This window comes from Mucilaginibacter polytrichastri (assembly GCF_001911425.1).
Taxonomy (GTDB): domain Bacteria; phylum Bacteroidota; class Bacteroidia; order Sphingobacteriales; family Sphingobacteriaceae; genus Mucilaginibacter; species Mucilaginibacter polytrichastri.
The window spans coordinates 1478294-1498460 of sequence record NZ_MPPL01000001.1; the positions used below are offsets into that span (position 1 = coordinate 1478294).

Annotated in this window: 19 protein-coding genes; 8 read left to right on the forward strand and 11 right to left on the reverse strand. The window is 41.9% G+C overall.

Going from position 1 to position 20167, the window contains the following annotated elements:
- A partial coding sequence (locus RG47T_RS06445; protein WP_216351018.1) for a two-component regulator propeller domain-containing protein occupies nucleotides 1-3543 on the reverse strand: 3543 nt, incomplete at its 3' end.
- 303 nt (nucleotides 3544-3846) lie between these two features.
- On the opposite strand from RG47T_RS06445, the gene RG47T_RS06450 reads away from it, so the two are divergent.
- Nucleotides 3847-4059 (forward strand): putative quinol monooxygenase, encoded by a 213-nt coding sequence (locus RG47T_RS06450; protein ID WP_074488660.1) that lies wholly within the window; start codon nucleotides 3847-3849, stop codon nucleotides 4057-4059.
- A 525-nt stretch (nucleotides 4060-4584) separates the two neighbouring features.
- Here the strand turns inward: RG47T_RS06450 and RG47T_RS06455 are convergent.
- Nucleotides 4585-4896, reverse strand: coding sequence for an HU family DNA-binding protein (locus RG47T_RS06455; protein WP_074488661.1), 312 nt, complete (start codon nucleotides 4894-4896; stop codon nucleotides 4585-4587).
- A gap of 494 nt (nucleotides 4897-5390) precedes the next feature.
- Nucleotides 5391-6317 (reverse strand): hypothetical protein, encoded by a 927-nt coding sequence (locus RG47T_RS06460; protein ID WP_074488662.1) that lies wholly within the window; start codon nucleotides 6315-6317, stop codon nucleotides 5391-5393.
- A gap of 129 nt (nucleotides 6318-6446) precedes the next feature.
- Here RG47T_RS06460 and RG47T_RS06465 point away from each other — a divergent pair, with 129 nt between their 5' ends.
- The 3 genes from RG47T_RS06465 (at nucleotide 6447) to RG47T_RS06475 (ending at nucleotide 8738) form a co-directional block, all read left to right on the forward strand.
- Nucleotides 6447-6734, forward strand: coding sequence for a hypothetical protein (locus tag RG47T_RS06465; RefSeq protein WP_139235647.1), 288 nt, complete (start codon nucleotides 6447-6449; stop codon nucleotides 6732-6734).
- Between the two features lie 565 nt (nucleotides 6735-7299).
- Nucleotides 7300-8286: a helix-turn-helix transcriptional regulator gene (locus RG47T_RS06470; RefSeq protein ID WP_074488664.1), complete on the forward strand. Its 987-nt coding sequence runs from the start codon at nucleotides 7300-7302 to the stop codon at nucleotides 8284-8286.
- A gap of 224 nt (nucleotides 8287-8510) precedes the next feature.
- Complete coding sequence (locus tag RG47T_RS06475; RefSeq protein WP_074488665.1) at nucleotides 8511-8738, forward strand: hypothetical protein; 228 nt, start codon at nucleotides 8511-8513, stop codon at nucleotides 8736-8738.
- A gap of 111 nt (nucleotides 8739-8849) precedes the next feature.
- On the opposite strand, the gene RG47T_RS25655 is transcribed toward RG47T_RS06475, so the two are convergent.
- Nucleotides 8850-9176 (reverse strand): hypothetical protein, encoded by a 327-nt coding sequence (locus RG47T_RS25655; protein ID WP_139235646.1) that lies wholly within the window; start codon nucleotides 9174-9176, stop codon nucleotides 8850-8852.
- A gap of 237 nt (nucleotides 9177-9413) precedes the next feature.
- Here RG47T_RS25655 and RG47T_RS06485 point away from each other — a divergent pair, with 237 nt between their 5' ends.
- A complete protein-coding gene (locus RG47T_RS06485; RefSeq protein WP_074488667.1) occupies nucleotides 9414-9857 on the forward strand; it encodes a hypothetical protein in 444 nt (147 codons plus the stop codon).
- A gap of 68 nt (nucleotides 9858-9925) precedes the next feature.
- Here the strand turns inward: RG47T_RS06485 and RG47T_RS06490 are convergent, their stop codons facing one another.
- The 4 genes from RG47T_RS06490 to RG47T_RS06505 all read right to left on the reverse strand — a co-directional run bounded on the left by RG47T_RS06490 (nucleotide 9926) and on the right by RG47T_RS06505 (nucleotide 15828).
- Entirely contained in the window at nucleotides 9926-11296 is a 1371-nt protein-coding gene (locus RG47T_RS06490) for a RagB/SusD family nutrient uptake outer membrane protein (protein ID WP_074488668.1), read from the reverse strand.
- A gap of 19 nt (nucleotides 11297-11315) precedes the next feature.
- Nucleotides 11316-14558, reverse strand: coding sequence for a SusC/RagA family TonB-linked outer membrane protein (locus tag RG47T_RS06495; RefSeq protein WP_074488669.1), 3243 nt, complete (start codon nucleotides 14556-14558; stop codon nucleotides 11316-11318).
- A 1-nt stretch (nucleotide 14559) separates the two neighbouring features.
- Nucleotides 14560-15135, reverse strand: a complete 576-nt coding sequence (locus RG47T_RS06500; RefSeq protein WP_074488670.1) for a TlpA family protein disulfide reductase — start codon at nucleotides 15133-15135, stop codon at nucleotides 14560-14562.
- A 231-nt stretch (nucleotides 15136-15366) separates the two neighbouring features.
- A complete protein-coding gene (locus tag RG47T_RS06505; RefSeq protein ID WP_074488671.1) occupies nucleotides 15367-15828 on the reverse strand; it encodes a hypothetical protein in 462 nt (153 codons plus the stop codon).
- Nucleotides 15829-16049: 221 nt separating this feature from the next.
- On the opposite strand from RG47T_RS06505, the gene RG47T_RS06510 reads away from it, so the two are divergent.
- Genes RG47T_RS06510 through RG47T_RS06520 form a run of 3 tightly spaced genes read left to right on the forward strand, consistent with a single transcriptional unit; the run spans nucleotide 16050 to nucleotide 17977 of the window.
- Nucleotides 16050-16364, forward strand: coding sequence for a helix-turn-helix domain-containing protein (locus RG47T_RS06510; RefSeq protein ID WP_074488672.1), 315 nt, complete (start codon nucleotides 16050-16052; stop codon nucleotides 16362-16364).
- A 30-nt stretch (nucleotides 16365-16394) separates the two neighbouring features.
- Nucleotides 16395-17459 (forward strand): AAA family ATPase, encoded by a 1065-nt coding sequence (locus tag RG47T_RS06515; protein WP_074488673.1) that lies wholly within the window; start codon nucleotides 16395-16397, stop codon nucleotides 17457-17459.
- Complete coding sequence (locus RG47T_RS06520) at nucleotides 17456-17977, forward strand: hypothetical protein (protein WP_074488674.1); 522 nt, start codon at nucleotides 17456-17458, stop codon at nucleotides 17975-17977. The genes RG47T_RS06515 and RG47T_RS06520 overlap by 4 nt, the downstream gene beginning before the upstream one ends.
- Nucleotides 17978-18035: 58 nt before the next feature.
- Here the strand turns inward: RG47T_RS06520 and RG47T_RS06525 are convergent, their stop codons facing one another.
- From RG47T_RS06525 to RG47T_RS06535, 3 genes are read right to left on the reverse strand one after another with little or no spacing between them, the layout of a single operon-like run.
- On the reverse strand, nucleotides 18036-18713 hold the full coding sequence (locus RG47T_RS06525; RefSeq protein ID WP_074488675.1) for a hypothetical protein: 678 nt from the start codon (nucleotides 18711-18713) through the stop codon (nucleotides 18036-18038).
- A gap of 51 nt (nucleotides 18714-18764) precedes the next feature.
- The gene (locus tag RG47T_RS06530) at nucleotides 18765-19655 is read right to left on the reverse strand and encodes a relaxase/mobilization nuclease domain-containing protein (protein WP_074488676.1); all 891 of its coding nucleotides are present in this window, start codon (nucleotides 19653-19655) and stop codon (nucleotides 18765-18767) included.
- Nucleotides 19652-20065 carry a plasmid mobilization protein gene (locus RG47T_RS06535; RefSeq protein WP_074488677.1) on the reverse strand — a complete coding sequence of 138 codons (414 nt, stop codon included), beginning with the start codon at nucleotides 20063-20065 and terminating at the stop codon, nucleotides 19652-19654. The genes RG47T_RS06530 and RG47T_RS06535 overlap by 4 nt, the downstream gene beginning before the upstream one ends.
- Nucleotides 20066-20167 lie beyond the last annotated feature (102 nt).

Consider the following 20167-nt stretch of genomic DNA (forward strand, 5'->3'; position numbering starts at 1 on the left):
ATCACTTACCACAAGCTGCGGGTGTAAGCTCAGCGTTTTTTGCCAACCTTCCTTGCCGTCGGTCGCCTCAGCAATTTGGTAATATTTTCGGAGGTGCTCGGCCAGGTAAGTGCGAAACTCTTCATTATCCTCAACAAGCAGAATAGTGGTGTTACGGTCTGGAGTTACAGTTTCATTAATAGTCGATTCCTGGTATTGTTCAACATGGTTTGCGCCGGAGATGGCTGCAGGAGCATCGACAAAATATATATCTTGCATGTCATCCGGCAATTTTTCGGCCATTTTAGCAGATGTAAAAGTGAGCACTGGCAAATCAATTACGAAACTACTACCATGCCCCGGCACACTTTCGGCGTTGATACTTCCGCCATGCAATTCGACGAATTCTTTGGCGATGGACAACCCAATGCCGGTGCCCTGGTTAAGTATAGCATTAGTTTGATGTTGATAGAACCGGTCAAATATTTTTGTAATATCCTTTTCCGGAATGCCTACGCCAGTATCACTTACCGTGATAATTAAATGTGCAGTAGCATCAGGTACATCGATAACCTCGACGCTCAAAGTCACTTTGCCTCCCGGAGGGGTGAATTTAAAAGCATTGGATAATAAATTAAAGATAACCCTTTCCAATTTATTATGGTCGAAAGAGGTAAACCAATAAGGGCACTGGGAGTTGATAGTGAAAGTAATTTGCTTTTTAGCGGCCAAATCTTTAAATGAATCGCCGGTTTCCCTGATAAAGCTCACCATATCGCCAGGTTCCAGATTAAGGGTCAACTCCTGTTCTTCCAGCTTTCGGAAATCCAGAAGCTGGTTTACCATGTTCAGTAATCTCCTTACGTTCCTGTTAATCATTCGGATGTCTTCCAGATTGCCGCCTACGGATTCGCGCCGGAGTAACTTCTCTACAGGGGCCAGAATAAGTGATATCGGCGTACGGAACTCGTGGCTAATATCAGTCAAAAACTTGATCTTCAACTGATCTAACTCATGCAGCTGTTCGGCTTCACGCCGCTCACTATCCATCAATTGCCTGAACTCCATCTTCTCTTTCTGAATTTCGAATTCGTTTCTGATCTTTTGAATACCTCGTCGCCTTAGTAAAAATAAAAACAAACCGGCTAGGAATATATACATGGCATAGGCATATCTGGTACGCCAGAAAGGGGGGAACACGGTGATCCTGATCGAGGTGGGCGGCGCGCTCCAATGCTCACCATCATTGCTGGCTTTAACCTCGAAAGTATAGGTGCCGGGGTCTATATTGGTATAATTTGCTACTCTGCTTTTATGAACGTAATTCCACCCTTTATCAAACCCAACAAGTCTGTAAGCGAATTGATTCTGTAATGGCGCGGTATAGTTGACAGCCACGTAGCTGATTGAAAAATTGAGCCCGTATTTTAAGTTAATTTCTTTAGAAGCTGCTATTTGTTCTTGGATAGGGGCATTTTCTCCTGGTATAACAGACTCGTTACTCACTTTGAGCTCTGTTAATAAGACCGGCCCGGAGCCAATTTTGTGTTGTAAGTTTGCAGGGTTAAAAAAATTAAAGCCATCCCGCCCTCCAAAATAGATGTCACCGTTGGACAGCTTGATTGCAGCGCCAGTTGAAAAAGATCCTTGCTGAACACCGTTTTCACCATCAAAATTTTGGAACTTGCCCGTGCGTTTATTAAATGAACTAATACCACTGGCGGTGCTGATCCAAAGCAATCCTGTTTTGTCTTCCAGTATGCTTTTGACTATGCTATTGGCCAGCCCGTCTTTTTCTGTGTAGCTGGTTACCTGCTGCGTCCTTTCATTCATACGGCACATTCCACCTTCGGTGGACAGCCACAAGATACCCTCACTGTCAAAAAATAAATGTTCTACAATGTCGTTCGGCAAATGCTGCTGCGTCTTATTGTAATGTTTGATTATTTGGGTTGCCGGATCAAAAGCTGCAACGCCGGTTCCCCCTGAGGCGATCCAGATTTTTCCTCGGGGAGATTTAACGATGCAGCTTATAAAATCATTAAGCGGTAAAGCCTGATGAAATTTCTGTGAAAATGTGGTGAACCGATGGCTAACAGGATCATAAATATTTACGCCACCACCCAATGTACCTATCCAAAATTTTCCATCGTCGTCTTCCATTATCGAGGTAATGTCATTGCTGGTTAAGGCGTCCCGGCTTTTATCGGCAACAAATTGCTCGTATTTTCCGGTACGGGGATCTACGCGGAAGAGTCCGTCGTGATAAGTTCCTGCCCATAGATTTCCGGAATGATCAATATATAATGGCCAAACTGTTAAACCAGGTCTAGATTTGGGCAAGCGGCTCTTGATTTCAAAATTAGTAAACAGCCCTGTTTCCCTATTGAAAAGTTGTATTCCGGCTCCATCTGTTGCCACAAAAACGGAGTTTTTGTTGTATTCAGCAAATCCGTTAACGATAGCAGATCCCAAACCAGAGCGGTCAAAAGGGTCGCTTTGCTTCATGTTGAACAATGGAAGATTTTTGTCGTATTTAGCCAAACCACCTCCAAAGGTTCCGATCCAGTATATGCCATCCGGATCGATAAAAACGCTGCGTATAGACGGGCTCTTCAAACTGAAAACACTTCTCGGATCTGGCCGCATGATTTGAAATGATGCAGACCGGGGATCAAAGATGTCCACACCATCCTCCGTACCGATCCAGATTTTTCCGTCCTTATCCATTTTCATTGCAAATAAAGCATCACTGCTCAACGAGTTAGAAAAATTGTTCTGATGTTTAAAAATTTCAAAATGACCATTGGGCAGTAGATGGTTTAATCCGCTGAGTGAAGCAGCCCAAACGCCTCCGCTTTTGTCTTCCACAATAGATTTCACAACATTGTCTGATAAACTGTTCGGATCATTCGGGTTGTTGATAAACCCGGTCAACTTCTTATCTGCCGGGTTGTAAGCATAAAGTCCGTTATTGGTACCTATCCACATCCGGTTTTTGCTGTCCTCCAGTAAGGAAAGTGCGACAATTGTTTTCCCCTTTTTTGCTGTGGCATCGCCTAAACGAATAACATTGATCTTACCGGTCTTTAGATCAATGGTTCGCAGATCGCCATAGGTGGCTATCCATAATTTACCCTGATGATCTTGCAAAATTGCCCTGGGCGAGATATGCGCTAATTCAGGCCAGGAACCATCGCCTAAATAAGGGATGATCCGGTCCTTTGTTCTATCGTAATAACTAACGCCCCCCGCTCCGGTTCCTATCCATAATTTTCCTGCCTTGTCTTCATGTAAACACAAAACTTCATTGCCGGGAAGGGCGTAGGCTTTTCCTGCTTCATGCCTGTAAACCACAAAATTTGTACCGTCATATTTACATAAGCCATTGCTTGTGCCAAACCACATTATTCCAGATTTATCTTTTATAATGGAATAGATTGTGTTGGAAGGCAGGCCTTCTTTTACAGTTATAGTTGTAAAATTGATATTGGCTGCGGAGCTGTCAATCGAACACCAAAGCAAAAGAATTATTAATAAATATCCTACACGGAATTTCTCCATTGATGTATGATTTGATGACAATAAAAAAAAGTGGTGACCGCTGGTTATTGGTAATTGGTTTCAACACAAATATATAAAAGCTGTCGGCTCTAAGGGCAATTCAACACTCTTTTTTTATTGTCAGAATCATATTTGTAGTGTAAAAATGGGTTAATGTTTAGCATCAATATCAGATAAGCACTGGTTAGTTATGCAAAACTGTTTATCGGGCTGGTTAAATATTGTGCTGGTTAATTTACTGCCCTGCATAATCTCCTGATGCGTAAAGCCAGTTTCTGCCAGTTTTTTGCCATTTAATATTACGTGAAAAACCAGCGGCGCAAACACAAACCACTCCTACATAGCGCTCTTCAAATTGGGCCATCCACTTTCGGTATCTTCGAAACCTTTACGGATGAAGCCGGCCGTAACACACATTTAAGTGGCGAGATTGCCAAAGCATTGATGGCCAAAGTACCCGAGTTGCTGGTTACCACTCCAATAATTGAAAAAGTAGACTTACTGGCTATTAAATGAACCCTGCCTATTAGCATAGGCCTAACCAAACGGGCAATCCACCAACGCTGGCGGCCTGTAACTCAAATCATCGGCCCTGTAACGAACCGCAATATTTTTAGGAGTATTGAAATATTATGTGCTAAAAAAGATTTGAGTAAAACAAAAAAAACCTTAAATCATAGGATTTAAGGTTTTTTCGACTTCGATTGGTATCGCTTTCTGTCGGGATGGCAGGACGTTATATCCTTTCCGCAAATAGCTATATATCAATGCGTTGGACGCAATTTTTCAGAACTACTCACCGTTTTACTCACATATTTCTTAACGGCGATTGACACAAATATAACATTTTAACCGATAAAAACCAAGCAAAAGAAAACAACTCCGCTCAAATTATTCGATACTAATTTCTTGCTATTACACTCTTTGTAAGAGGCTTAGGTCTAAATATTCATTTAAGAGCATTGCCATAGTCCTATTAATGTATCAGTTAAACTTGGCGATTAAACCAGTATTTAAAGCTGCATCCGTAAGGTTTTGACTTTAAACCGAGGCTTCACGAAATTTACTTTTGATCGCAGCAGCTTTCACCTTATTCTTAAATTCATCCCCCGGCCTGAAGGCGGGAATATAACTCTCCGGTATTTGTACAGCGATGTTCTTCGTGATGTTCCTGCCGATCTTGGCCGCCCTTTTCTTCACTAGGAAAGTACCAAAGCCCCGGACAAATACATCTTCGCCGTTGATAAGGCTGGCCTGAACCACCTTAAAAAAGGCATCTACAATGGTTTCAGTGGCTTTTTTTTCTTTTCCCGTTTTTGCGGTTATTCCTGCGATTACGTCTGCTTTCCTCATCTTTCTATATCAATCTTGTTCGGCTCTTAATTGCCTTCATAAGGCACAAAGATAAGCCGGATCGGCCTAAACGCCAAACCAAACCGCCGGGGCTGGCTGTAAGAGCGGACATGACCACCATGCATTAATTACGCACACCAACCCATTTTCACCGCTTAGCCACCAAAAGCGCGTAGCCGGGTCAACTGTCAAGGCCGGACGGAGCCGCTGAAAGCGAACAACTCCCGTCCGCTCGTTATAGCCTTGACGGTTGATCCCAGCGTGGGCTATCTTTGCGAACGCGGTGTAATTGGGTTTTTTTTCACCAGCAACGGAAAAAGAGCAACTTGCTTATGAGCGTAGCGAATTTGCGTGTTGCTGTGCGAGGTGAGGCGGGCGGTGGCGGGTAACCCCCTCTGTCGCGGGTCGCCTGCTGCCGCTGGCCGCAACCTGACAGATACTGTCCTTACATATCACATGTTATACCCCATAAATAATTAGCCCAATTGCCCTCGTTATTGAATGTGGTATTTCTTTTTAACAGCTAATATGACCTCATCCTTTGCCATTGGTACGCTACCAGAATTTCCAGACTGGCTTCCGAAAATTTGATATTGATATTTTATGGTATAAATTCTATCGATCAGCATCTTCAATGGCGTTATAGGTAATTCTTTTGTATCAACTGCTTTACTCACATCCGGTAAGTACTTTTCCATCATTTTAGTGTCCGTTGCATTGTCCGGCGAATGTTGAATTACAGACCACATTACAGCTTCGTATTTCTCGCCAACCAATGATCGCCCTATATATGTTTTATAAATGGCATGAAGGGAGTCAATCGAATGCCGGGCTTTAAGATCGAGCGGGTGTTGTTTAACCGCATCAAGGGGAGTTATTTTTCTATATCTCTGATCATTTGAATTAATCGTGTCCATCAGTAATACCAGTTTTGCATCCAGCTTGTTATCATCAGCATATTGCTTAGCGTTAAATTTTTCATTTTTAACATTTGTATTTTTAAGGCAGTTTGCATAAAAAGGCTGGAAAGTTTCAGGAATGGCTTTTTCGAGTTTTGCGGCACCCAACATCTGAACATAAGAACATACGGTGCTGGCATCCAAAGCAATGGCTTTTTTAAATGCTATTTCAATATTTATTGCAGGTTCTTTAAGTCCGATAAAAGCAGAAGTAATGTTCCAGAAATCAGCAACATTCAATTTATCAGAATTTCCGGCTTTTGAAGATTTTGTTTCATTTAATATATGGAGCGCATAATTGAAATCCTTTTCGGTTACATTTTCCCTTTTTACAGGTATAAAATTTAATATTTCCGCATCGAATGTTTGGTAGGTAAAAATGTGGTCAGCTTTAACTGCCTGGGAGTAGCATTGGGCAAAAGCAGCCAAAGTAAGACAGGTCAATAAAATAATTTTTTTCATGCTATATCTAATTTTTCACTAAAAATATCCACTGGTTTTAAGATGAAATTGTACTTTTCAGCCAAACATAACTTTTAATTCTACAACGGCATGTGTCCTGGCGCATACGACCATCACCACATAAGACACGTGTTTATTTCATTCGTTGCCGGAAATTACATAAAGTTTTCATGTTTAACGGCATTGGGCAAAAGCAACTCGCTTATAAGCGGAGCGAATTGGCGTGTTGCTACGGGTGGTGAGGCGGGCGGCGGCAGGGTAACCCGCTCTATCGCGGGTGGCCTGCTGCCGCTGGCCGGAACCGGTGGCCTCCTGTGTTCTCCCGCCGTTTTTACTCCTGTTAAATTACTAACGCCAACGCCATCGTTTACGCAGGCAACCGTAGCAATAATAACGTTTGAGCGGCAACCAGAATAAAAAGGTTTTTACAAAAAAGCCACGGGGTATGCGATCCATCTCAGATTGGCATCGGCGGCATTTGGAAGCGCTTTGAAACGCTGGTAGAACGGGTTTTTCGGTTTCAGGTTGCATGGCAATTTATTGGGATAAACACATTGTTTCCCTCATTCAGGCCTTTCATTGATTACCTTAAAGTTACAAAAACAACCTATTTACTTCTGTAGTTTATTGATTTTTTATATGTCTACGAATCTTACGACAATGCTTTCTGCATAGGAAAAATGCCTTTCTATCCCGAAAATGTGCCTATTCATGTAATAAAAGCCCATTTAATGATTTTTGGCACGTATAGCTATTTGGAATAAATCCAAATAGGATTTATCTTTAACATTAGTATTATTTAACTATTGATAAATAATTCATAGAGACTTACCGATACTTATGATAAACTATAACAACGAATACCTATGCCTTACACGAATATCTCTCACCAAAATGACTGCGACAATAGCCAACAAGATATCGTTAGCCTTGAAGAAATGAATATAGCCGCTTTGTTTTATGGAATATAACGAATACCGCCATGAAGAAAGCTATCAAAGTCAAATACCATTCCACAGAACTATTCTCGGATGATCAAATGCTGGGCAAGCTGCCGGACGACTGTAGGTACAAGATCAGCTTTGCATTGGAAGCAGAACTAACGCTACTTAAAGCGGGCAGGGTTATCCGCCAATCCTGCAAAGAGTTTCTCGCCTATATGGAGATTTACGAATTTGTGCTAAAAACTGAGCTGGAGTTTAGTTTTGAGGTGGAAGAAACCGCGGCATTCCTGTTTTTCCTGATCGGTAAGGGCATCCGGTTCTATCTGCCGGATAGCACCCCGGTTATTGTGGTCGAAGAGTCTACGGGATACGCCACCTTTAATACACCAGGAAAATATATCGGCAAATTACCTAAAGGGACTACCCATGCCGTATACATCCATCCCCGGACAGCCTGGCTCTGGCGGCAAATTGAACAATATGCAGGATTGGAAGATTTTCTTGAATGGATGGAAAGCGGGACAGAACAGTTTGGCCACATGCCACGGGTAAAGGTCAGAGAGACAATGCTCTGCACGCTTTTAGAGGAGTTAGCCCTGTTGGATGCCCGTAAAGTTGGTGATATGGAGATCGCCAAGATGACCATTACCAAAGAGTTGCTGAAACAGTATTATGAAATGGTGCAGAAAAAACTCACCTCAACGGTGTACCGTATCTGGTACTTTATCAAAAAGAACTATACTAATCATCGTTTAACGAATATCCGAAAATTGATCAATCGTTATGCGGTCTCCTTAAAAACGCTGGAACGGGAATACTTTCATGAATTTGAGATCACACCCGCGAACGATGTCAAACGTTTACGTATGAGAAAATCACACAGCCTGCTACTGGAAACCGTTATGTCCATCCGGGAAGTGGCCCTGTTCGTGGGTTATAGCAATACTTCCAGTTTCGGTAAAGCATTTAAAAAACACTTCGGATACACGCCAACCGAGTTAAGAGACAAAAAAAGAGGTACTTAAGCTTTTTTTCAACATACTGGCCACCGAAACAGTTCGAGAGAACCGTGTTGAACGCCAAAAAAAGAAGGCGCTTTTTGCCCAATCGTCCAATATGGACAAAAAAACATTAAAACACCCCGCTTTTGCCTCAATTTTGTCGTAATTGGACGATGTGTTTTTGTAGCGCGGTAATTAAATTTGGTTATATCTATAACGAAACAAATTAATTATCAACAATTACGCTTATGGAAACTGCATTACCTTCCGCATCAAACCAATGGATCACCGCAACAGCCCAAACCATTGACCAGACTTTTAACAACCTTAAAGAACGAGTAATCAATGCCGCAAAATTTTTGGTTTCTTACCGACTGGAACTGGTATTATTCGCGTTCGTAACTTTTTTTGTGCTGTTCCTCGTTTACGTATTATTCCTCGCGCCGCCAATCCCGCCTTGTAAAGATATTTATTGATACCCCTAAATAGCATTTCCCTTTCTAATATAGGAACAAAAAATATTAAACGAACGCATGGGGAATACCGGCTTTTCATAGCGCCCTTTCCGGGCGTTCAAGTGCATAGAGCTAAGATGACTGTCCCCATAATTTGAAGCGGTCATCAGTGCATAAACCGGCGGTATTGGTAAGTGATTTACCGGAACGGCACAAGGAACGTGCACACGACGATAAGTGCAAATAAGCAAACCAGGGCTGACCATATAAAGGCTTATGGTCAGTGTAAGTACAGTTACAGAAAAATGTAAAGAAGATGAAAACGTTAGATGCAGCAACAATCAAAGACATGGCAGAGGCAATCGCCATAAAGACCATGCTGGCCGCTATGGCAACGCTATGCATCCGTTTCACCAGGGCGTACATGGCAACTTTGGTGTGGTTTAGCACCATCATCATAGCGCCACTCTTTACCTGTGCTTACGCCCGAAAGAGAATTGTTAACAGAACGAATCACGAACGTAAATTTGCACTGTTCACGTGTTGCGGCGAACAGGGAGTTTTAAATTGAAAAAGACCCGTCAGAAGCTGACAGGTCTTTTTCGGGCAGCCGTGGCAGGCTGACCCTGAGAAATTAAAATAAAATAATTTTCAAATTAAAGGTAGGCATTTACTTTTAAATGCATAATCCCGCCTATGGCAACTCTTCAAAAAAAATGGCTACGTGCCGTTTCATTTATTGCATTATTTTTTGTGATTGTAGGTATCGGCTTTGTTGTTAAAGCTGAAGCAACCAAACGCGCAAGTTCGAAAACTAAAGTGGCTAATGCGACTTCTTCAAAGAAACATAAGCAATTTGCAGCTTATACCTTTTATTATAATGGCCCGAGCTACAGCGTCAGCGATGTCACCAATGAAAGCAATTGGGTATATGACCCTGATGGCAATACATGTTCAGGTGATAACGAACAAGCATGTACTATTCAGGTTGATGCCGCTTTTGTTAACAATCCGGCCACGACACCTACGTTGAAAACATCAACAAATTTAACGGCTACTTTAAACTCGACTTATAACACCGCGTATGTTACCGGCTCTTCTGATGCAGGAATGGCCATTTCAAACGCAGAGCATCCGTAACGATGTACCTGTTATCCTTCATAAAGAAACGGGGCGTTTATGTCCCGTTTCTTAGTTGCTACATGTCTTTAATTCTGCTGTATTCCACTTTGTTCAATGATATCTACAGGTATCGGAAGCGCATAATAGCTTGCGTTAGGCTGTAAGGTAACTATCTTACCATTGATGTTTCTTGTAAGGACAATATTCTCGCCCTCTTTATTTAACCGCTTAATGTCCATCCAGCGAAGCCCACGCATCAATAATTCCTTTCTTCTTTCCAAACGGACTTTTGTTAAGGCGTCAGTCCGGTCTGTGGCTGATATCGGGGTGTAAGCTACCGTACTTTTCCATCTCTTTTTTAATAGATAATTTAGATCATCCATTGCTGAATTTACGTTATTCAAATATGCATAACACTCTGCCCTGTTCAGGTAAAGCTCGTCTGTTGCAATACCGGAAAAGAACGTACTTGCATTTGCTGCATAACTTCCCTTATATTGTTGGTATCCGGCATTAGCTTTAAAAAATGCAGTTTTCCGCAAGTCATTTGTATTATACTTCCCATATAATACCGTATCAATCCGTGCCCGTGTCGTTGAATTTAAATTGAGTGTCGATGCCATTTCCGTATAAAAAATAGTTTCACCATTGAATTTTTTAAATGGCACAGCTGTGGTAAGTGAGATTATAAAGGGGTCACTATTATAGTTCATCAGATAGCTATTCAGAACGAGAGCTTTATTTGCATAAGTCAAAGCCACATCATATTGGTGCATATATAAGTAAGTACGGGCAAGCAGCGCGTATGCTGCACCTTTCGACGGACGCAGCAGGTTTAGCGGGTAATCGGGTAGATAATCAAGCGATGCGGTAAGATCGGTAATGACCTGTTGGTAAGATCCCCTAACCGATGCCCTTGTAGATGGAATATTAAAATCTGATTTCAAACGAAGGACAATCCCTAAATCAGTATCAGCAGTATTGCCGTCATACGCCTTAGCATATTGCATGGCCAGCAAAAGAAAATAATAAGCCCTGAAAAATAAAGCAGACCCTTTAATATTATCCCATTGTTGTTTATTTGCGGCTGTCTGCGGAATTTTATCTAATAGCTCAAGGCTCAAATTGGCATTATATACCGGCAGGTAACCTTGGTTCCAATCGTTCCCGTAACGAATATCGATAGGTATCCATTGATATAAATTCTGTGTTGTTATTGGCTGACTATTGAACGTAATTGGTAGCCAAAAATAATCATCAGTCGAAGATTCGTTATAGCCAGGGGTGGTTTTAAGATTCATTAAATTCGCGTCATCGAGCAGGCCTTGTAAATCTTGCAATGTTTGCGGGGTGACCAGTTTAGCATCAGATTTAGCATCTAAATATTTCTTACATGAGGTATTCAACAGGACAAGTATGGCAACCATCCAAACTTGTATAACGTAATATTTTTTCATAAACGATTGCTTTTTAATGTTAAAAATTGCTTCTCAATCCGAATGTTAAACTTCTTACCGGAGATAGTGTATTAAGGTAGTCAGGGTCGAGGCCCAAATGATTCGCACGCCATAGTATTCCGACATTCTGCATACTCGCATATAGGTCAACGCTACGGAAAGGAAGCTTCATTTTGCTAACATCCAGCCGGTATCCAAGATTGATGTAATCCAACCTGATATTATCGGCCTTAATGACATTTGGCTGTGAGTCGGCATAAAAATAATCCCGATCCTGATTAGCCGGATAAACAAAAGCCGGTACTGTTGTAGATGCTTCGTCACCAGGCTTTTGCCAGCGTAAGGAATAATCACTATTCCCGGTTCCATTAGCAATAAGCCTGCTGTAATTGATGGTCGGTTTCATCGTATAGTAGCCAAGCCTGTAGCTCATGTTAAAGGAAAGACTGAATTCCTTCCAAAAAAAACTATTGATTAGGTTTCCGTAATAGGTCGGTGTCGCAGACCCTATATAAACAAGGTTATCACCGCTACTGCTGGCTTCCAGTGCCATTGCGGTGTAGTTTATACTGGGTTTGCCATTCAGGTATCCTTGTGGATTGCCTGCTGCGTCCAGTCCGGCCCATTTATAAACGGCAATCGCATACAGGGGCTTTCCAACTAATGGTGTTATGCTGCTGCCAGACGCTAAAATGTTATATAGACCGGTGGTATAGCTGTTATTGTATTGAACCGTTTTGGATATATTAAAATTAAAATAAGTATCTGTCTGCCACCTGAAGCTTGACCTTTGCAGATTTAAACTATGCAGCTCCGTTTCAACACCGTAGCCTTTCATTTCCGCTATGTTCCTGACCAATTCCTTCGAACCTCCCCAGGTTGTGTAATCATACAAAGCGGGCCCGTAAAGATTGGTGCCATGTTTTACAAAGTAAGAAACGGAACCTTGCAATCGTCTGTCTTTTATTGTGAAATCCGTGCCGATATTCCATTGAGATAGCTGTTCCCATTTCAGATCGGGATTATTTATGCTGGTAATACGGGTTATTGGTAGACCAGTAACGCTATTTGTTGCATAGGTAGCTACAGGCAGGGCTGTACGGGTTAAATCTACATTGCCGCTTGTCCCATAAGTAGCTTTAATCCGAAGTTCCGGCAGCCAGTCTAACCTGTAAAAAGGTTCATCTGAAAGCAACCAGCCCAACCCTGTAGACCAGAGCGGTTTCCACCGATCATTGGTATTGGCACCAAAAATATTGGAGCCGTCCCTGCGTGCGCTGCCGGACAAGGTATATCGTTTTTTGAAACTATAAGCGGCGTTAGCATATAAACTCATAAACCGGTATTGTGTAGATGTAAGGTTATTACCTGAACCAATCTGGGTATAGTTGCCTGTTAAAAATTCGGGGTAGGAATTTACAAGATCGACATTGCTATAAGTTAAAGGATCTGCATTATAACCGTACCATATTGCGCTTTTACCATCGGTGTTGGCCGACCTTGTTTCCGCTCCTGCAATTGCAGTCAAACTATGTTGGCCCAATGTCTTGTTCAGGTTAAATTGCCCACGTGCGGTGGACGATGATACATTGCCGAGATCAAGACTTTGTATCCCGCCTAACGGGATAGGATATGTTAGAATGCCAGTTGTCCGGTTAAGCTGCGTATAGGTATTGATAAGGTTACGCGCCCGGTAGCTTTGGGCATCGGACAATCCTACGGTTTCATCATGCTGACGCTGGTACTGATATGACAGGTCAAAATCAAGAAAACTGGTTAGCTTGTATTTTAAACCGGTACTCGCAAAAATATCCCACCGGCTCGTATTTACGGTATTGTGCTGATAATCATCAGCGGGGTAATATTTCCAATCGAGCAGCTTGCCATTACCTGCGGTATCTGTATATGCACCACGGTAAGCAGTCGCTAATGGCAAGGCATTTCCCTGCGCATCCCTGAACGATAAGTATGGCAGTATTCTCCCGCCTACACTGAGTGAATTGTATGCCGGTCTGCCGGATGCCGTTTCAAGTGACGTAAAATAGACTCGACCAGACAAAGTAAGATTTTTCCCGGCTCTAAATTCCTGCGTCAAACCGATATTGACCTTGTTGTTCTTTTGATAAGTTTCGCTCAATACCTTATCGTAAGCGCCCGAAAGCAAAAACTTGTAATTACTGCCACCGCCACGCACATTAAGCCCGTATTGCTGGGTGATAGCATGCGTATAAAACTCTTTTAAGTAAGCGCTCCGGCTATCTTGTTTGCTTAACGCATCCAATTGCGCATTGGCAACTGTACTGTTTATTTTCCCCGAGCGTTGTGCCAGCATGATTTCAACTGCCGGGCTAAGCGCCTGATAAGGACTGTTACTGATCTGGTCATCAAAATACCCGGCATCAAACATTTTACGTTCCACAGCGATATAGTCGGTAGATGACATCTGATTATGAGCCATTAAATTGGGTAATTGCTGCACAATTACGTTAGCATTAAATCCAATGGCAATAGGCTGATTATATCGGCCTTTTTTTGTAATTATGACAATAACGCCGTTGCCCGCCCTTGAACCCCATATGGAAGCGGCTGCCGCGTCTTTCAGTAGAGATACGCTTTCAACATCTAAGGGATTTACGTTACTAATATCTCCTTCGTATATGAAGCCATCAAGCACGATCAACGGGTCTAAAGGGCCGTTTATGGTGCCTAATCCGCGTATAGACAGGTTAGTCGTGTTCTGAGGATTACCGTTGCTTTTACCAATATTCAGGAGCAAGCCGGTACTTTGCCCCAAAACACGGTTTAATATATTTGTTCCGGGGCGTGCATTGAGCATAGTTTCACTAATTTGTGATACAGAACCATTAATTTCATTGGCCCGAACCTGCTGGTAACCGGTATTGATGACCACCTCATTAAGCATTTGCGTTGCCGCTTCCATGTTTATGTTTAGAAAGCTTACCGGATTTTTGATCACTTCATATTGAGTTTTTAGACCAACAGCCGAAAACTTTAAGGTATCGGGCATGGCATGAAGCGGCATGGAAAAATAACCTGTACTATCACTTTGTGTATAGCCATTCTTTGACGATCTGACAGATACCTGAAGTTGTAAACCGTCTGGTAATTTTATATGCCCTTTTAGAATAAAAGATGGCTTTTGCTGCCCGAAACAGCTAAAACTAATACAGATTTGCAAGCATAACAAAATGGTACCTGGTATCCATTTTGAGTAATGGGCGTATTTTATGCGCTTTTCCATCTTACCAATCCTTTACTGGCAGGTTCAAAGGCAGATCCGCAATTAAACTCTCAATATTTTGTTTATTTACCTCCGTCCATTCGGTGATGGCTTTTATCCTTCCATCAACACCGACCCAAACGTAATGTGGAAGAACATGACAGGGAAAATAGCTATTGAATGATTTCTTCTGATGTATTATCGGAACAGAAAGTGCTTGATGATTCGCTATGTAACGACCAATAAATGCACGAACCTTTTGCTTGTCGCTGTCACGATTAGAAGTGTTGACTAAAATAAATTGAACCTGGTTCTGGTAGGCCCTATTTAGGCTATCTATATGCGGAAACTTTGCAATGCAAGTTCCACACCATGTAGCCCAAAAATCAAGAATGATTAATTTTTTATTGTGGTAATCATTCAGGGTGATAGTTTTCTTACCCAGGCGTTCATTAATGACCTGTAGAGGTATTTTCCAGATGCCATTGGGAATAGTATCGCCAATGACGAGAGGTTTTATAATATTTTGGCCTTGTGCAGTAGCTCTAAAATTTAGGCAAAGCGCGGCCAGTACTATGATGAGTAGCGTTTTTTGCATAGTGGGTTGAGGGTTAAAAACCCGGCACCGGTATGCTAAATTGCTTTATACACCCGGTACACGGGTGGTAAGAGAATCAGAAATTTGAGCGGTGATGCTCATTAAAAAAAGGGAAACTGTTATATCGGGGCTTTGGGCTTTAGGGGAAAGAGCATTTGTTTTGGGCTGATACCGGATGGTATGGTTTTGCCAATACATATCACAATAAACGTGTACCATAGAATTGAGGGATTACGCGCCATTACTGGCCTCCTTTCTCGTGGAACAGTGGTAATTGTATAAGGCCGAAATTAATAGGGGTAGTTCAGTTTTAAAATATTCTACTTGTTCAGGCGTTAGCTCGGCAATCTGTTTACCATGACCTGCAAGGCCGAAAAAGAACCACCTGTTAAGTTCGTCTTTTACCTGCTCTAACTGGATATTGTTAAAGAAATCATCTATAGCTGCTTCCTCGGGAGAGAATCGGGCTATATTAAGCGGTAGAATTTGGGCCTCAGCTTTGAAATGCTGTGGTGGGGTAAAGCTTGTTTTGTCTGAAAAAGAAACAAGTTGAGAGGTTTTAGATTGCTGTTGAGCAAGGTTAGCTAAACACTTTTTGAGAGGTAGTAAAAACACATGCGCCATACCACTCTTTACCATTTTAAGAAAGGTAAAAATTCTGTAAAAGAAAATTATTTGGGTTGGCTGTTTCATATAAAAATTAGTAAAACCAATCTTGAATTATATCAATACGTCAATTATTTGACCGATTGGATCACACTAGCAAGACATATGCCTCCATAGCAAATATAATTAATTGATCTTATAAATCAATTAATTTACTTAATATATCATATAATTGATCTAATAAGAATTATAACTATCTGATTTACAGAGATTTAATTTTAATTTATATTTGATGGAATAAACAGTTAATGAGCGGAAACAAAAATAAGATTTACAGAATTGGTGCTGTGCTTGCCGATAAAGGAATAGATAACAAGGTATTAGCCGAATTAATGGGCGTAAAGCCAGAGACTGTTTCAAGATGGTGCAATAATGAAATCCAGCCCAAACCTGAGAATTTATACAAGATCGCTCAGCTAACCAAAAGCAATCTTCAAGAACTGCACATTGCAACCTTAGATTGGCCGTCAGGGCCATCAGCAGCAGAACTTGCCCAAACTGAATATGATGTGAAGCAAAAGGCTGAACGCTTAAAAAATTTGAAGAACAAGAGCAAAGGATAGTTCAACCGTAAAACGATTTAAGAAAATAAAATGATTAAAACCATCACGATAAAGAATTTTTTCGGGTTTAAAAATTTTGAGGCTAAAAGACTTACCAATGTAAATGTCATCATTGGGGCCAATGATAGCGGTAAGACTGCCATATTAAAATTATTTTATGGTATCTCTAAATCATTAGAAGATTTCACTCAAAAAAATGCGCATAATCCGTCACCTTATAAAAGATTACTTTCAGAAAAACTCATCAATACTTTTCAGCCCCGTAAAAACGGATTGGGTGAATTAGTAACCAAAGGGTCGGGTGAAAAACTAAGTGTCAATATCACCTATGAGGGTAGAAGTAAGCAACAGATACAGTTTTCCTTTGGTGATACCACAACGAACAGTATTGTAGATTGCACTGAAAACAACCATATCGAAAGTTTCGCCGATCAATATAATGCACTTTTTATCCCGGCAAAAGAAGTTTTGACCGCATTCGACGCTATCGCATTGACCAGGGAACAATACAATATGATAGGCTTTGATGATACCTATTACGATCTTATTCTTGACCTTCGAGTTCCTACCCAACAGGGTAATGTCAACTCGGAATTGAGGAACGTAAATAGTGATCTTGAAGCATTGTTTGAAGGGGTGATTACGCAAGGTCCAAAAGACAATCCTTTTATTTTTAAGAAAGGTAAGACGGAATTTAGCATGCCTTTGACGGCTGAGGGCATTAAGAAAATCGGCATTCTTACAACCCTGATTAAAAACAGAAAGCTGAGAAAAAACACAGTTCTTTTTATGGATGAACCGGAAACAGCTTTGCACCCCAAAGCTGTTCGTAACCTTGCCGAGATGATCGTCTTGATGAGCAAGGCGGGAGTACAGGTTTTTATCACCACACATAATTATTTCCTTATTAAACAGCTCGCCATTATCGCAAAAAGAGACAATACAGACATCAATTGTTTTTCTTTAAATAAAGTCCAAGGGCAGCCAATCGGTTACACATTGGGCAATATGAAAGATGGTTTACCTGAAAATCAAATCATAGATGAGGCATTAGCCATGTTTAATGAAGAAATTATAAATTCTTTAGGAATATGATGCCGCATTCAGAAAATGGCGTTAAAGTACATTTTCCAGACAGTAATTATTTTTTCTTTGGTGATTGTGCAGCTTACAAATCCATTAGCGCCTATGCTGTGAAAGAAATGGATATATGCTGGCTGGATACTGCATTAAACACACTTTGGTGCGTGGAATTAAAGGCATTTGATGACCCGAGCAATGCTAAGTTTCTACAACAGGACTTATCAAGTGGTGGTATCGTCAAATATTGGATAGACGAACTATATAAAAAGACGCTTCATACCCTTTGCATGTTGGAAACTGACAGGTCAAATACCAATACATGTATTGTTCACGGGATCACCGATCAAACCATCTTTAAGCTTGTACATTTAATCAATGTTTTACCCGGTCAGGAAACATGGCTTCAATTTATTCAGGATGAATTAAGAATCATGTTGATGCCCATATTAGCCATTTATGACGTCCATTCGTTAACCGTTATTCCTTATTCATTGGCAAAGAATAAAGCCATTTTGCCTTGGATTGTATAAACTAACTAACCACTGGTTGAAAAATCAATCAATGGTTAGCTAATTAAAAGGTCAATCTTCAGGGCTTCCGTCTCAAGGTCTTTAAACTGTCCGCTTCCCTTTCCAATTGCTTAATCCGAATTTCCGTTGCCTGTATGTCTAAATACCGTTCTATACTATCCGTGCGGTATTTATTAATAGCCGATATATTCAGGCTGTCCAGTTGGCTTTGTAATTTCTGCTTTTTAGTGCTGTCTGCAACAAGATAATTCCAGTACCAAGCTTTACGGAAACGGCTGTTCTGGCTGTCCTTATACCAATTATGGAAGCCGAACCCACTAACGAGGCCAACTACAATAGCTATGGCAGTTAGGTACATACCACGCTTAGCCATAGTCTTTAAAAAGCCTTTGCCGCCGTCCTCCGGTAGTACCAAAATCCTGTTTTTTGAAAAGGCCGCATTCACTACCTGTATAACGGCTGTTCTCATGGCGGCCATACCATCACTGGCAATTTTGGAAATGGCTGATGTACTTGGCGCGGGTACGGTTACCTCGATCTTTTGATACTTCTGCTCAAAGCTGCCGATCAGTTTATGTGTCTCTTTTTCCTTTTCCGCTATAAGCGCATTTTTTTGATCGATCTGCTGTTGTTGCTCTTTTATAAAATTCTTGATCTCCTTTAAGTCGGTGGCATGTTCGTTAAGTACTGACGTTAAGGTGACCTCATCAATGTGGGTTTCTTCATTTGGTTTCATGATGCTATCATTAAATGGTTCCTAATTATGTTTACTTGTATTAAGCAAAGCTTACCTGCCTATGCTTGGGGTGTATTGTTGTACCTGCTGTTGTTCCTTTTCCTGTTGTTGCTGTTTCTTCAATTCCTCCTGCTGTTGTCTTAGTAATTGCGCTTGCCTGTTTTGCTCCTGATGCTGGCGTAATTGCTGCTCTTGCTTCAATTTCTTTTCAATATCCATCAGGGCATAGCCGACCTGGCTGCCTTTAAAACGTACATGTTGCGCATCCGTAAAAGCAATACCCCGGCCTAAATCTACTTCGTAGCCCCGCTGCTCCATATACTTTTTGACCTGCTGTACATGTTTACTTTGTTTGATCGCTGCTTGCAGATGTTTTTTCAAAGCCTCCTTGCGGTTGTCTAAACGCTGGCTTTGTGCAACCCTTTGCTCCGGCTTCAAGAACTTATTCGGGCTTAAAACCCGCTCTAATTTGTATTCCAGTTCCATCCTCCGGGCGAACTCAGCAACATGCTTATAGCTGTTGCTGTCACTGGCTGTTTTGCCGTCAAATCCGATGCGGTTGGCGACGATATGCAGATGCTCATGATCGGTATCTTTGTGCGCCACCACCACATACTGATGATCTTTAAAATCAAATTTTTCGGCCAGCTTTTCTACCATGTCGATCTTATCTTGTAAGCCTAACTTCCCGGCATCGCTGTGGGCGAAGCTCAATGAAAAGTGAAACACCGGCTTTGATTGGTCAGGGTTTAACTTGGCTACTTCGATCATCTCCCGCACCAGTTCCAAACGGGTGCCGAAGCATTGGTTATAGGCGATCACCTCCACCTGCTTCTTTTCCAACTCCTGCATTTGCAGTTCTTTACTTTCCTGCCGCCTGCCCTCAAAGAGGTAATGCAATACGCCACGGAAACTTTTGCCTGTGACTACTTTCCCGATCATGACACATAGGTGTTAATGTTCTTCACTAATGCCCGCAAGCTTCGCATATCCTGGTCGAGCAAGGCTCTTTCCATCGCGTTCAGGTCGTCGCCCCGGTTGCGCCTCCTGGCAATTTGGTTGAGGTTGGCAGCAATGTGATTGAGCGTACCGCGCATTTCTAAAACGGGCTTAGGCAGGGTCTTGACCCTGACGTCTATCCGCGTGTTCAATCCCAGGTTCCGCAGGAAAACCGAAGGATTCATGCCTACGCGTTTCGCGTTGGCTTCTATGATCTTTTTCTCAATGAGCGTACACATGACGCTCACGGCAGTGCGCCGCTTGTGCGGCACTTGGGGGCGACCGCCCCGGTTCACCCGGCCCGCCGGGGCCGGGTGCTTTGTACTAATTGTCTTTTTAACTGCACTTTCCATAAGCTTCTTTTCGTTAAAAAATCGTTAAAAAAATCCCCCCCCCCGAATGCGATAGCATGAGCGGGGGCCAGCAAGTTTCGGCATGGCCGAAACATAGCTGGC

Excerpts from the sequence above, each read along its gene's own strand:
- RG47T_RS06455 (WP_074488661.1), bottom strand. The coding sequence starts at position 4,896 with ATGAGGAAAGCAGACGTAATCGCAGGAATAACCGCAAAAACGGGAAAA.
- RG47T_RS06460 (WP_074488662.1), bottom strand. The coding sequence starts at position 6,317 with ATGAAAAAAATTATTTTATTGACCTGTCTTACTTTGGCTGCTTTTGCC.
- RG47T_RS06470 (WP_074488664.1), top strand. The coding sequence starts at position 7,300 with ATGAAGAAAGCTATCAAAGTCAAATACCATTCCACAGAACTATTCTCG.
- RG47T_RS06475 (WP_074488665.1), top strand. The coding sequence starts at position 8,511 with ATGGAAACTGCATTACCTTCCGCATCAAACCAATGGATCACCGCAACA.
- RG47T_RS25655 (WP_139235646.1), bottom strand. The coding sequence starts at position 9,176 with ATGATGATGGTGCTAAACCACACCAAAGTTGCCATGTACGCCCTGGTG.
- RG47T_RS06485 (WP_074488667.1), top strand. The coding sequence starts at position 9,414 with ATGGCAACTCTTCAAAAAAAATGGCTACGTGCCGTTTCATTTATTGCA.
- RG47T_RS06490 (WP_074488668.1), bottom strand. The coding sequence starts at position 11,296 with ATGAAAAAATATTACGTTATACAAGTTTGGATGGTTGCCATACTTGTC.
- RG47T_RS06495 (WP_074488669.1), bottom strand. The coding sequence starts at position 14,558 with ATGGAAAAGCGCATAAAATACGCCCATTACTCAAAATGGATACCAGGT.
- RG47T_RS06500 (WP_074488670.1), bottom strand. The coding sequence starts at position 15,135 with ATGCAAAAAACGCTACTCATCATAGTACTGGCCGCGCTTTGCCTAAAT.
- RG47T_RS06505 (WP_074488671.1), bottom strand. The coding sequence starts at position 15,828 with ATGAAACAGCCAACCCAAATAATTTTCTTTTACAGAATTTTTACCTTT.
- RG47T_RS06510 (WP_074488672.1), top strand. The coding sequence starts at position 16,050 with ATGAGCGGAAACAAAAATAAGATTTACAGAATTGGTGCTGTGCTTGCC.
- RG47T_RS06515 (WP_074488673.1), top strand. The coding sequence starts at position 16,395 with ATGATTAAAACCATCACGATAAAGAATTTTTTCGGGTTTAAAAATTTT.
- RG47T_RS06520 (WP_074488674.1), top strand. The coding sequence starts at position 17,456 with ATGATGCCGCATTCAGAAAATGGCGTTAAAGTACATTTTCCAGACAGT.
- RG47T_RS06525 (WP_074488675.1), bottom strand. The coding sequence starts at position 18,713 with ATGAAACCAAATGAAGAAACCCACATTGATGAGGTCACCTTAACGTCA.
- RG47T_RS06530 (WP_074488676.1), bottom strand. The coding sequence starts at position 19,655 with ATGATCGGGAAAGTAGTCACAGGCAAAAGTTTCCGTGGCGTATTGCAT.
- RG47T_RS06535 (WP_074488677.1), bottom strand. The coding sequence starts at position 20,065 with ATGGAAAGTGCAGTTAAAAAGACAATTAGTACAAAGCACCCGGCCCCG.